This is a genomic window from Paraburkholderia sp. FT54 (genome assembly GCF_031585635.1).
GTDB lineage: Bacteria > Pseudomonadota > Gammaproteobacteria > Burkholderiales > Burkholderiaceae > Paraburkholderia.
Genome location: NZ_CP134196.1, coordinates 2214006 through 2226129, shown reverse-complemented (window position 1 = coordinate 2226129; position 12124 = coordinate 2214006). Strand labels below are relative to the sequence as shown.

General features: G+C 62.8%; 10 protein-coding genes. 7 read left to right on the top strand and 3 right to left on the bottom strand.

Annotated features, from left to right (window positions below; all coding sequences use genetic code 11):
• Positions 1-53: 53 nt before the first annotated feature.
• On the bottom strand, positions 54-1247 hold the full coding sequence (locus tag RI103_RS29520; protein ID WP_310816137.1) for an acyltransferase: 1194 nt from the start codon (positions 1245-1247) through the stop codon (positions 54-56).
• Between the two features lie 553 nt (positions 1248-1800).
• Between RI103_RS29520 and RI103_RS29515 the strand changes: the two genes are divergently transcribed.
• The gene (locus RI103_RS29515) at positions 1801-2934 is read left to right on the top strand and encodes an OpgC domain-containing protein (RefSeq protein WP_310816136.1); all 1134 of its coding nucleotides are present in this window, start codon (positions 1801-1803) and stop codon (positions 2932-2934) included.
• A gap of 17 nt (positions 2935-2951) precedes the next feature.
• Positions 2952-4601 (top strand): tannase/feruloyl esterase family alpha/beta hydrolase, encoded by a 1650-nt coding sequence (locus RI103_RS29510; RefSeq protein WP_409077000.1) that lies wholly within the window; start codon positions 2952-2954, stop codon positions 4599-4601.
• Between the two features lie 179 nt (positions 4602-4780).
• Here RI103_RS29510 and RI103_RS29505 read toward each other — a convergent pair whose 3' ends face one another.
• Positions 4781-5185, bottom strand: coding sequence for a hypothetical protein (locus RI103_RS29505; protein ID WP_310816133.1), 405 nt, complete (start codon positions 5183-5185; stop codon positions 4781-4783).
• A gap of 391 nt (positions 5186-5576) precedes the next feature.
• Here RI103_RS29505 and RI103_RS29500 point away from each other — a divergent pair, with 391 nt between their 5' ends.
• A complete protein-coding gene (locus RI103_RS29500; RefSeq protein WP_310816131.1) occupies positions 5577-6503 on the top strand; it encodes an ABC transporter ATP-binding protein in 927 nt (308 codons plus the stop codon).
• Positions 6500-7261 carry an ABC transporter permease gene (locus RI103_RS29495; RefSeq protein ID WP_106282490.1) on the top strand — a complete coding sequence of 254 codons (762 nt, stop codon included), beginning with the start codon at positions 6500-6502 and terminating at the stop codon, positions 7259-7261. Before RI103_RS29500 ends, RI103_RS29495 begins: the two co-directional genes overlap by 4 nt.
• 313 nt (positions 7262-7574) lie before the next feature.
• On the opposite strand, the gene RI103_RS29490 is transcribed toward RI103_RS29495, so the two are convergent.
• Entirely contained in the window at positions 7575-8576 is a 1002-nt protein-coding gene (locus tag RI103_RS29490; protein WP_310816128.1) for an autoinducer binding domain-containing protein, read from the bottom strand.
• A 182-nt stretch (positions 8577-8758) separates the two neighbouring features.
• On the opposite strand from RI103_RS29490, the gene RI103_RS29485 reads away from it, so the two are divergent.
• From RI103_RS29485 to RI103_RS29475, 3 genes are all read left to right on the top strand, one after another.
• Complete coding sequence (locus RI103_RS29485) at positions 8759-9670, top strand: AraC family transcriptional regulator (protein WP_310816126.1); 912 nt, start codon at positions 8759-8761, stop codon at positions 9668-9670.
• 476 nt (positions 9671-10146) lie between these two features.
• Positions 10147-10572 (top strand): DUF3830 family protein, encoded by a 426-nt coding sequence (locus RI103_RS29480; RefSeq protein ID WP_132382068.1) that lies wholly within the window; start codon positions 10147-10149, stop codon positions 10570-10572.
• A gap of 253 nt (positions 10573-10825) precedes the next feature.
• Positions 10826-12049: a sensor histidine kinase gene (locus tag RI103_RS29475; protein ID WP_310816124.1), complete on the top strand. Its 1224-nt coding sequence runs from the start codon at positions 10826-10828 to the stop codon at positions 12047-12049.
• Positions 12050-12124 lie beyond the last annotated feature (75 nt).

Sequence of the window (12124 nt, the reverse complement as noted above, 5' to 3'; positions counted from 1 at the left end):
ACTTGCGCCGCACGCAAGCGAAACGTAAGTCGCGTTGGCCCTGGACGTTGGCCCTAGACCGCGTCCGACGCGGTGCTCTCATTCCTCGACGAATGCTCCACTCGCTCGCGACGCGACGGCAACGTGGCCGGCGTGCAGGCCGAAGCGGGCCGCGCGTCGGTCGCCGGTGCACGCCTCGTCTTCAGGCGCAGGATCGGCTCTTCGATCAGCCGCCAGGACAGCATCGCCATCGCGAGCGAAATCGCAAACGATCCAGCGATCCCCGCGACGTGCGCCCACACGGGCACCGTGCCGCCGAAGAGCGCTGCGGCGTGATGGTTGCGGCTCAGGTCGGGGATCAGGTTGTGGTAGAGGTAAAAGCCGTAGCTGATTCGCCCGAAGCTCACCAGCCAGCCCGTTTCGAGCAGGCCCATCACGACGGCGTTGCGGCAGCAGGCAATCGAACACACCAGCGCCGCGATGCACGCGCCGTACGAGGCGCTGACCACGGTGAACAGCAGCGCACTGTCCACTTCGCTCCAGACCGGCTCAGTCGCGCAAAAACCCACGAGCCCGAGGCTCAGCACGAAGAGCGTTGCGCCGTGCCCGAGCCACGCTCGCAGGCGGCTCTCTTTCCCCGCAATCATCAAGCTGCCGATACCGCCCAAGGCCAGCAACCAGAAGTTGGTCAGCGGGTGCGTGTAGATGGTGATGTCCTGCCAGTGCGCCGCGCGCATCGCCAGCAGCGAAACGAGCCCGACGGCGACGATCGCGAGGCACACCGCGCGATGCCGACGCGCGGCAAGCAACAACAGGAGCGGCGCGAACACGAGGTAAAACTGTTCCTCGATCGCGAGGCTCCACAAATGCGAATACCGCCCCGGCCAATAGTGCAGCACGGAGCCGATCCAGATGTTCGACAGATAGGCGAAATGAAACGGCATGCCGCTCGCCAGTTCGGGACTCGCCATGCCGAACGCCATCAGTACGCACAGCACCACCAGCATCAGGTAGTAAATCGGAAAGATGCGCAAAGTCCGGCGAAACAGAAAGCGCTTCAATTCAGCGCCGAATCGACTGGCGCCGGTTTCAATGCGCGTGCGTTGCGCGGAAAGAATGCCGATGATCAGAAACCCGCTCAGCGCGAAGAAGATCCATACGCCGAGATGGCCGATCTCGCCGATGTCGCCAAACAGGCGGTGCTGAAAAAATACCATCAGGACTGCGATCGCGCGCAATCCGTCGAAGCCGGCAATTCTGTTGTTCATGTGGTCGTCTTCCAGTGCGAAGGTGGCGCGCGCAGCGCAGCCGTTCTGGGCGGTAATGGAAGGACCGGCACGCATTGCCGACGATCAGGTCGGCCGCGGCGAATAGATGGCGTCGCAATGACGCCCGGCGTGCCGGCCGATCGCGGATCGGCTGGCCGCGTGTCCGGTCCACATGAGCGGCCGCCGTCGAAAGGTGGTGTCGCGCGAAACGCACGAGGTCCGACGGGCGTGCAGGAAACCATCCTACGATGAAAAAAAGCGAAAAAAATCGCGCAGCACACTCGGCGATTTATTTTCCGCGCTCGTTACCGATCGCCCGCGCGCCCGGCGAATGAAAGCCGCAAATCTTGCCGCGAACCGAAAACGTGACGACTCAGCATTACCGCATGCCGACAGCCGAATTTCAAATCGCCACCACGTGATCTGAAATTAGAGGCGGGTTGTCAGCGCGCGCCGATGGACCGCGCAGACTCGCTGGGAACGTTTTATTGTCCATGGTGTTCCTACGAAAAACGACGCGCGGCATGCGTGCGTCTATCCTGCGAGAACCTGAATGGAAACCCGTCGCGTCCGCCCCGATGGAAGTCCCCTCCGAGGGCGCTCGATCGAAGTGGACTTTTTCCGCGGCGTCGTGCTGATCGTCATCGTGCTGGATCACATTCCTGGCAGCACGTTGTCGCATCTGATGCTGCACGCGTATGCGTTGTGCGATTCCGCGGAAGTGTTCGTGTTTCTCGGCGGCTATGCGTCGGCGGCGGCGTACACGACGGTGCTCGCGGGCCGCGGCGAGAACGCGGCGAAGATGCGCTTTGTCAGGCGCTGCTGGGAAATCTACCGTGCCTATCTGCTGACAGCGGTATTGATGCTGATGTCCGGCGCCGTCCTCGCGTCGCTGAATCTGAACCGGCCCATGGTCGACCTCACCGGCTGGCCGCCTTTCGCGGTTCAGCCGCTGCGCGAAGCCTTCGATATCATGCTGCTGCGGCGCCAGCCTTATCTGTCGAGCGTGTTGCCCATGTACGTGATCTTCGCGCTATGCGTGCCGTTCGTGGTGCCGCTGGCGCGGCGTTCGTCGCTCATGGCGCTGGGCTTGAGCGTGCTGATCTGGGCGCTGGCCCCGCCGCTGGCCGCATTATTCAGCATTGACGACGTGGCAGACTGGGCTTTTAATCCCTTTGCATGGCAACTGATGTTCGTGCTCGGGATTCTCTGCCGGGTGCGGCCCATCAGCGAGCGCTTTCACGCAAGCCGTACCGCGCGTTGGTTCACGCGCGTCGCGGTGGTCGCGGTGCTGGCGTTCGCTATCGTCAAACTTTTCGTGCTGACGCAACCCTTGCCCGGCACGTTCAAACAGAATCTTTCTCCGGACCGCGTGATCAACTTCATCGTCATTGCCTGGCTCGCCGCACAGTTCGTGCGCACGGGCAGCATCGCGTGGCTCGCGCGGCGGCTGCCTGCCGTGGTCACCGTCGGCCGCACGGGGCTCGTGTGTTTCGTTGCGGGCACACTGGTGTCGCTGATCGTCGATACAGCGACACCGCATATGTTTCATGGCTTTCGCGGCGTGCTGATCGGACTGGGCGGCGACCTCGTCGCCATTGGCGCGGTGCTGATGATCGCGCGCGGCTGGCGCGGCTGGAAAGGGCAGCAGTCGGCCGCGGCGGCCAATGGCGCGGGTTACGGATGAGGGTGCGCCGGCGCCGTATGCGTGTCGCGCGGGACTCGCGCGCAGCCATCCACGTTGTCGGCGCGATGTTGTGGCTCGCCGCCCAGCCGGCGCTCGCCGCGCTCAAGGACGCGCCGCTCGCCATGCGCTGCGCGGAATTGGCGGGCGCCGTTCTGCAACCCGAACTCATTGCCTTGCCGACCGCCGGCGTGCAGATCGAAAGCGCGGCGATGGTGAGCGCCACCGCGCCCGGCAATCAGCAGGGCGGCGAGTATTGCCGTATCACCGGCCGCATCAAAGGGTTCAATGCCACCACACCCGACATCCGTTTCGATCTGAATTTGCCGCGCCGCTGGAACGGCCGCGCGCTGCAGATCGGCGGCGGCGGTTATAACGGCGTGGTGGTGAGCGGCACTGGCGTGATGCCGTTTTCGCCGAACCGCGCGCCGCTCGCGCAAGGCTACGCGACCTTCGGCGACGACTCGGGGCATGTCGGCGATTCGTCTCTCGCGGTGTTCGGCCTCGTCGACGACGCGGTCACCAACTTCGGCTTTGCGCATCTGAAGAAAACCCACGATGCCGCGCTCGCCCTGATTGCACGCGCGTACGGCCGGCCGCCGCAACACATGTATTTCGCCGGTGGCTCGACCGGCGGCCGCGAAGGTTACACCGTGATGCAGCGTTTTCCCGACGACTACGACGGCGTGATCGCCAATTCGCCCGCGCTCAATTTTTCCGGCGTGCGTCTGCTTGGCGTGAAACTCGGCCAGGCGGAATACAACACGCCCGGCGGCTTCATTCCGCCGTTGCTGCTCGAACACGTCTATCAACGAACGCTCGCCACGTGCGACCGGCTCGACGGCGCGACGGACGGCATTGTCAGCGACGTCGCCGCGTGCCGCGAGCACGAAACGGAGATTGTCGATTCGTTACGCTGCAGTGGACGCACGCCTTCGCACGACGAATGTCTCACGAACACCCAGCTCTCCACCTTGCTCGTGATGCGCGACGGGCTCTCGTTGCCTTATCGTCTGGCGTGGGATGTCAACGGCTATAGCGGCTACAACATTTTCCAGGGCACGCATCTGACCGGCCTGCTCGGCCTCGCGCATCAGCCGGAACGTTTGCCGGTGCCGACGTTCTTCGCCAACGGCTACCTGTTCGCGCAAGGCGACGGCTATATCCGCTATTTCGTCGCGCGCGACGCCAACTTCGACTCGCTCAGGTTCGACCCGCAACACCCCGGCAAATATCGCGCGCAAGTGGTCGCGCTGTCGCAGACGATCGGCGCGATGAACCCCGACCTCACGCGCTACATTGCGCGCGGCGGCAAGCTCATCACGCTGCAAGGCCTAGCCGACGAAGTCATCAGCCCGAACCAGACGATCGCCTATTACGACACACTGGTTGATCGGTTCGGCGTCGACCAGGTCAATGGTTTCATGCGTTTGTACATGGTGCCGGGATTTCAGCACGGCGGCGGCGCGTTCATTCCATCGGTCGATCTGCTGGGCGCACTCGATAACTGGGTGACGCGCGGAGCATCGCCCGAAACGTTGACGGCCACCGATATCGCGGCGGCCACCAACGGGCGCTCACGTCCGCTGTGCCGCTACCCGCTGTTTCCGCGCTACGTCGGCAAGGGCAATGTGAATCTCGCCAGCAGCTTTGTTTGTGCTGAACCGTGAGCGGCAGTTCCCGCAAAAAATGCCTCGCAGCCGGAGTGGCCCACGTGTGCGATCAATAGGTTTTTCTTGATGTGTTAAACCACCATTTCCGCCTCGGGAAAGGCAAGGGCGGCGACGCCTTGCATCGGCGCCGCCGCCCCGGTTCGAACTGAGCAACTCAATACGTCAGCAGCCTTCTTTTACTGGCCGTTTTGCATCGTGCCGCCTGTTCCGTTGTTCATGCCATTACCGGTCCCGCTGCGCGTACCGTTGTTCATGCCGTTGCCCATGCCGCTATTCGAACGGTTCATCGCCGGGCTATTCGGTGTCGCGCCAGTGCCGGTGCCCAGTCCGCCGCCGGTGCCGGTCACGCCGGGCGAACCGTAGCCCGAATCGCCCGGGTTCTTCATCGATCCAGTGCCGACGCCGGGCGTTGCAGTCCCGCCCGCACCGCCGGTGGTGCCGCCGCCCGCGCCCACGCCGGTGCCGCCACCGCCCGCACCGCCACCCGCGCCGCCCGCGCCACCGCCAGCCTGCGCATAAGCGCCGCCCGACAATGCCATCACGAGCGCCGAAGCAAAAATCGTCCTGGTAATGCGTTTCATGGTTCACCTCCGTCGAATCGGTTTGATGTCACGCAAGCGCTTGTCGCTCACATGCATGGACTGCCGCAAGCGGTGTGCCTCGCTCGAGCATGTGTCGCCCGAACACGCAAGCCGCGCCAGCATGCCGGGAATCGAGCATGGGGCGTTCCCGGCGTCGCACCATCCAACCGATACGGAAGCCGAACTATTTTGCACTGCAGCGAAACGATTCCGCTTGCGCGTTTTTGCCGTGCCGTTGCGGCCGGCTTCTTTCTCCGCCTCGACCTACGTGTTTTCGGTGCAGTGCCGCGATGCGCTGCACGCTTTCCCACTTTCCATTACATTGCGGGTGCGATGGCGCTTTAGCATCGCTCCCTCTAATCAAACAACGGTGTCTGCCATCGTCGATTCCATGCAGCCAATCGTCTCGGTCACGAACCTGTCGAAAACCTATGCCACCGGTTTTCATGCACTCAAAAACATCAATCTGGCGATCAACCGCGGGGAGATCTTCGCCTTGCTCGGTCCGAATGGCGCCGGTAAAACGACTCTCATCAGCATCATCTGCGGCATTGTCAACGCAAGCGTCGGCAGCGTGACGGTGGACGGCCGCGACATCGCGACCGACTATCGCGGCGCTCGCTCGCTGATCGGCCTCGTGCCGCAGGAGTTGACCACCGACTCCTTCGAAACCGTCTGGGCGACCGTCTCGTTCAGCCGCGGACTGTTCGGCAAGCCGAAAAACCCGGCGTATGTCGAAAAGGTGTTGCGCGACCTGTCGCTGTGGGAAAAGCGCGATAGCAAGATCATCACGCTCTCGGGCGGCATGAAACGGCGCGTGCTGATCGCCAAGGCGCTTTCGCACGAGCCGCGTGTGCTGTTCCTCGACGAACCGACCGCCGGCGTGGACGTGGAGTTGCGCCGCGACATGTGGAAGCTGGTGCGCTCGCTCGCGCAGAGCGGCGTGACGATCATCCTCACCACGCACTATATCGATGAGGCCGAGGAAATGGCGGACCGCATCGGCGTGATCAGTGCGGGTGAAATCATGCTGGTCGAAGAGAAAACGGAGTTGATGCGCAAGCTCGGCAAGAAGCAGTTGACGCTGCAACTGGAGAGCCCGCTCGCACACGTGCCGGTTTCGCTCGCCGGCTACGGACTCGACGTCGCGAAGGGCGGTGACGAATTGATCTACACGTACGAGGGCGAGGGCGGGCGCACCGATATCATCGCGCTGCTCAAGGCGCTCGACGACGCCGGCATCCGCTTCAAGGACCTGCACACCACGCAAAGTTCGCTCGAAGACATCTTCGTCAGTCTGCTCCGAGGTGACCAATGAACATCTACGCAATTCGCGCGATCTACAAGTTCGAGATGGCGCGCACCTGGCGCACGCTGATGCAGAGCATCATCGCGCCGGTGATTTCGACTTCGCTTTACTTCGTCGTGTTCGGCGCGGCGATCGGTTCGCGCATCAAGGAAGTGGACGGCATCAGTTACGGCGCGTTTATCGTGCCGGGTTTGATCATGCTGTCGCTGTTGTCGCAAAGCATTTCTAATGCGTCGTTCGGGATTTATTTTCCGCGCTTTACCGGCACGATCTACGAGTTGTTGTCCGCGCCGGTGTCGTACCTGGAAATCGTCGTGAGTTACGTGGGCGCGGCGGCCACCAAATCGATTCTGCTCGGGCTGATCATTCTCGCGACCGCGGGATTGTTCGTGCCGCTGCAAGTGCAGCATCCGTTCTGGATGATCCTGTTTCTCGTGCTCACGGCGGTCACGTTCAGTCTGCTTGGTTTTATTATCGGCATCTGGGCGGATAGCTTCGAGAAGCTGCAACTCGTGCCGCTGCTGATCATCACGCCGCTGACTTTTCTCGGCGGCAGTTTCTATGCGGTCAATATGCTGCCGCCGTTCTGGAAGGTCGTGACGCTGTTCAATCCGATCGTCTATCTGGTCAGCGGATTCCGCTGGAGCTTCTATGGTCTCGCCGATGTGAACGTCGAGGTCAGTCTCGGCATGACCGCGCTCTTTCTGGCGGTGTTTCTGTTGATCGTTGCCTGGATCTTCAAGACTGGCTACCGGCTCAAGACCTGATAGGGAGCCTGTCAGGCGAAACTCAGGGAGCCCCCCAGCACGGAGCCGATAGCCATGATGTCCGTCCGTTGTCGCTGCGCGAACCCGCGACTTCGTTCATGGAGCATGCGCGCCGGCCGCAACGCCCGGCGCGCGTCGTGTTCAGCGAGGGGCGCGCTGCTGCAGCACTATGACGTGCTGATCTTTCTGACCTCGATCGTGCCACCGTTCCCGTCGAAGCACGTGTGGAGAACGTTTGAGGGGCGGGTGAGGGGGCGTGAAATTCGCACCGCGGCCGGCAGCCCAACGGGCATGCCGGCCACGACGCTAGCCTCTACGTCACGTACGCCTGCGCGACGTTGATCAACTGCACGCGGTTGCGCACATTGAACAACTGCCGCAGACGGCGCAGGTGGTAGTCGACGTTATGCGGCGACAGCCCGAGGAAGTAGGCGATCTCCTTGTCCCGCTGACCCTGCACGACCGCCTTCAGCACCGCGTGCTGCAACTCGCTCAGCGTAACGCGCTGCTGCTGCGCGGGCGCGATGCCGATCACGCTCTTCGCGTGCGTCCAGATGAATTCGTGGATCGTGTGCGCGAACATCAGCGTCTCGGCCACGATCGACTCGGTCATCCAGCGCGGATTGCCGATCTCCGCGTTGAAGCACAGGCTCGCGCTCAACTCCGGCTCGGGCAGCGGCATCTGCGTGAGAATGCCGCTTTTGCGCCCGGTCGCCTCCAGCATGTCGATCAGCCCACCGAGCCGTTCGCTGCGCATTTGCGCACGCGGCAGGTCGGCGCGCATGTCGGCCGTATTCCAGAGAAACGGCATGCCGGTCGGCGAGGCGAGTGCGACGCGCGGGTCGAGCTCGAAATAACGCTCGCGGAAATAACGCGTGAGCCAGCTTTGCGACTCGTAGCTGGTCAGCACGAACATCGTCTTGTGATGCGCCGACGTGCGCGTGGCCGAATAGCTGAACGAGTCGAAGCCCAGTTGCTTGATGCGCTGCCGCACGAAATCGATGCGGTCCTGCGCGCTGCCAAATCGCACCAGCGGGCTGATGACTGGTGCGGCGCGCCGCGCGGCGGGCGAGGGCGTGCCGATCTCCTCCTCGGTGAAGAGCGTGAGAAAGCCTGTGGGCGCCACGCCTGCCGCGGTGCGGATGGGTGCCCTGGATGCTTCAGCCGCGTGGGCCGATTTCTCGGGTTGCCGCGTGCCGGCCGGGTAAGCCGGTTGGGCGGCAACCGCCGAGTTGTATGCTGCCGACGCATGCCCGGCCTCACCTTGCGGCGAGCCGGTCAGCCAATGCGGCAGCGTATCGCATTCGTGTTCCATGAAACGGTAGCTCCGGCGTTCGAAACGCATGAAAGACGACAACCTGAATGATCAGCTACTTCCGAAAATTACGGTAGCCGGTTCCTTGCTATCATTTTTGAATTCTTGCTCTGACAGCGGACTGGCAACGCGGGTATGACAGGGTTCACTCTTCATATGGCTCCTCCCTGGGAATGGACGTGATGGCACGAATTCCAAAGCTCACAACGACGCTCGCCTACGACCGCTACATGGCGGGCCAGAAACTGGTGTCGAGCGTGGATCGCCCGTGGCGGCACCTGGTGCTGCGCTCGTATCTCGAACCGGCCGAGCAGGAACTGCTGGAAGCGCCCGGCTTGCAGGACCTCACGCTGATGACCCTCGCGAGCGGCGCCGAGCACCTCGAGCGCAACCTGGACGGGCGCTGGGAGAGCGCCGATCTGCGGGTGGGCGACGTCTGGTTCGTGCCGCCCGCGCCGATCTCGTGGCGCTGGCGTTCGATCAGCGATGAGCCGCTGTCGACCGTCCATTTGCACATCGAGCGCAGCCTGATCGACAGCGTCGCCGATCAGATGGAGCTTGGCGGCTCCCGCGAGCTGTCGCTCGGCGACGCGATGCAGTTTCGTGATCCGCTGATCGCCGCGATGCTTGCTGCATTGCATCGCGCCGCCGCCGATCCGGCCGACTCGCGTCTGTATGTCGACGCGCTGGTTCACGCGCTCGCCGCGCATCTGTTGCAGCACTATTCGCGCGGCCACCGTGCGCTCCCCGAATCGCCGGCGCGCCCGGAACGCCTCGTGCCGCGCCGGATCCGCCGCGTGACCGACTACATTCGCGCCCATCTCGCCGGGGATCTGGCGATCAGCGAACTGGCCGCGCAGGCGGGGCTAAGCAGCTTTCATTTTGCGCGTGTGTTTCGCCGCGAGACCGGCGAGACGCCGCATCAGTTCGTATCGCGTTTGCGGCTCGACGAAGCGGCAAGGCTGTTACGTGCCACCGATCAGACCGTGCTGCAGATTGCGATTGCGGTTGGTTTCGAGAATGCCAGTCATTTCTCCGTGCAGTTCAAGCGTGACTACGGCGTGACGCCGCTTGCTTACCGGCTGCGCGGCTGAAGTACGGATTGCGCGGCTGGAAGGGGCCGGCTGCTCAGCAGGCAGTGGCGCGACGGCGCCAGACGGTTCGAGGCAGCCTGATGAGGGCACCTGGAGAGTCGCCGCTTCCGCCGCTGGGCAGTGCTGCCGCGCTGTCCCTGACGGCAGACCGGTTGGCTTGTCGGAAGGTAGCGTCCGACGAGCCGCCCTTGGGGGAATCACGCACTTCGCGCAGTGTGCTGCGCATTGCGCGGCTTGCAAACTACGAACTTTCGTGGCGACCATTCGGTTGGACCTGGCATGGGCATGCCGTCAGGGCTTACCGGACGCTATCTGCACAAAACATCGGCACTGGTCCAACTGGACTGACCGGATGAACTGCAACTGTATCTGTCGAAGCCTTGCACCGGACGACAGAATAGTGCGCCAACGGCGTGGCCTGCGCCGCGCGTCCGACCGACCAATCCATTCAACCCGATCACACTGGAAACCTGGCGATGACCCGACTCCGAATCACCTCCTGCGGCCATGTTTTTACCGCCGAAACCCATCCAGATGCGCCGCAAACCGTGGCCGCCTTCCTGAAGCTCCTGCCGTACCGGCAAAAGATCATTCACGTGCGCTGGAGCGGCGAAGGTTGCTGGGTTCCCCTCGGCGACTTCAAGCTCGAGAACGACGGCGCTGCGGTCGGCTTCGAGAATCACACGAGCCATCCGTCGGTCGGCGACATTCTGTTCTACCCCGGCGGCTACAGCGAGACTGAGATCATTCTCGCGTACGGTTCGTGCTGTTTCGCGAGCAAGCTGGGACAACTCGCGGGCAACCACTTCCTGACCATTGTCGAAGGCAAGGAAAAGCTGCGCGAGCTCGGCACCAAGGTGTTGTGGGAAGGCGCGCAGGACGTGCTGTTCGAAAAGATCTGAAGCGGCGGCGCAGTGGCCCAAGGGCACTTTCCTTCGGGCGCACTGCGGCAGACACGTCCTAACCCTGGTTAATTTTTGTTCGGTAAATCGCGCATACTGGAGGCGCCCGGGCGGCTTGTGGAGCGCTCACCTCTGCCTCCTGAGCGCGGTTTGCAGTCCATGCGGTCGCGTTGGGTACGCCCGCGGGAAGTCCCCATGGGGACTGGCGCGGAACACCTATTTTTTCGCCGCCATGCGGCGCCAGGTCTCCCACATGACGGACTCGCAAGTACTGCCGATGACCGCTTTCGCCACACAGTTGCGCCTGCAACAGGTCGATCTGACCGAGCGCTGGATGAAGGCCGTCTTTCACGACGCCGAATTGACCGACTCCGACCGGCTGACCTACGAGCAATTAGCCGATCATATTCCGAACATTCTCGACGAAATCTGCAGCGTGCTGGAGAACCAGGATCTCGACCACGTCGAGGGTGCGATCGAACGCGACGCGCGCCTGCACGGCAAATTGCGCTGGAAACAGGGCTACCGGATCGACGAACTGGTGCGCGAGCTCGATCTGTTCCGGCAGATGCTGCACGGCGCGATCGTCGAATTCAGCGAGGCCCGGCCATATTTCACGCGGCGTCACGAGGAGCGCGCGCGGCATTTCATCGACGAAGCCGTCAGCTTCGTCACGCTGACGTCGATCCGCGAGGTCGTCAACGAGCGCGACCGGAAAATCGACGATTACACCGGGCGCCTCGAGCGCGCCAATCACGAACTGACGCTCAAGCAAAGGCTGGTCGGCGATCTGCACGAGTCGCGCATGCAGATCACGCGTAGCGTCGTGCACGATCTGCGCAACTTTCTCAACGTTTTTTCGATGGCGCTGCAACTGATGAGCCGCCCGCCGTCCAGAATCGAGACCGCGCTCGCGCTCGCGAACCGTCAGGCGGCCGACATGAAAACGCTGGTCGACGAACTGGTCGAATATTCGGTCGTGCTCGGCGACAACAGTCCGCTCGTGCTGGAAAGCTTCGAGCTGCGCGAGCTGTTCGACGAACTGGTGATCTCGTGCGAACCCGCGATCGAAGCGAAAGGGCTGCGTCTTCTGACGGCCTTCGACGGCGCGCTGGGAGCGGTCGTCTCCAACCGGCTCAAACTCAAGCAGGTCGCGATCAACCTGTTGACCAACGCGACCAAATACACCAAGGCCGGCCAGGTCGAATTGAGCATGACGGCTACGGAGAACGATCGCTGGCGTCTGCGCGTCTCGGACACGGGCGTGGGCATCGACGCATCGGACCGGGAACGCGTGTTCAAGGAATTCGAACGCGCGACCGATGACGACATTCCGGGCGCGGGTCTGGGCCTCGCGATTGTCAAGGAATTGTGCCGGCTGCTGGAGGGCGAGATTCGTTTCGACTCGCAGGAAGGCGAGGGCACCATTTTCGAGATCAGTTTTCCGATCCGCTTGCAGGCGGCGGGTGACCAATAGAGCGGTTTGGGTACGGCGCGGTCCGCTGTATCAGTTCTCGCCTCTTCATGTGTAGTTCTCTTGTATGACTTCCGA

What these genes read in the sequence shown, in the direction of transcription:
- RI103_RS29520 (WP_310816137.1), bottom strand. Translation starts at nt 1,247, where the DNA reads ATGAACAACAGAATTGCCGGCTTCGACGGATTGCGCGCGATCGCAGTC.
- RI103_RS29515 (WP_310816136.1), top strand. Translation starts at nt 1,801, where the DNA reads ATGGAAACCCGTCGCGTCCGCCCCGATGGAAGTCCCCTCCGAGGGCGC.
- RI103_RS29510 (WP_409077000.1), top strand. Translation starts at nt 2,952, where the DNA reads ATGCGTGTCGCGCGGGACTCGCGCGCAGCCATCCACGTTGTCGGCGCG.
- RI103_RS29505 (WP_310816133.1), bottom strand. Translation starts at nt 5,185, where the DNA reads ATGAAACGCATTACCAGGACGATTTTTGCTTCGGCGCTCGTGATGGCA.
- RI103_RS29500 (WP_310816131.1), top strand. Translation starts at nt 5,577, where the DNA reads ATGCAGCCAATCGTCTCGGTCACGAACCTGTCGAAAACCTATGCCACC.
- RI103_RS29495 (WP_106282490.1), top strand. Translation starts at nt 6,500, where the DNA reads ATGAACATCTACGCAATTCGCGCGATCTACAAGTTCGAGATGGCGCGC.
- RI103_RS29490 (WP_310816128.1), bottom strand. Translation starts at nt 8,576, where the DNA reads ATGGAACACGAATGCGATACGCTGCCGCATTGGCTGACCGGCTCGCCG.
- RI103_RS29485 (WP_310816126.1), top strand. Translation starts at nt 8,759, where the DNA reads ATGGCACGAATTCCAAAGCTCACAACGACGCTCGCCTACGACCGCTAC.
- RI103_RS29480 (WP_132382068.1), top strand. Translation starts at nt 10,147, where the DNA reads ATGACCCGACTCCGAATCACCTCCTGCGGCCATGTTTTTACCGCCGAA.
- RI103_RS29475 (WP_310816124.1), top strand. Translation starts at nt 10,826, where the DNA reads ATGACGGACTCGCAAGTACTGCCGATGACCGCTTTCGCCACACAGTTG.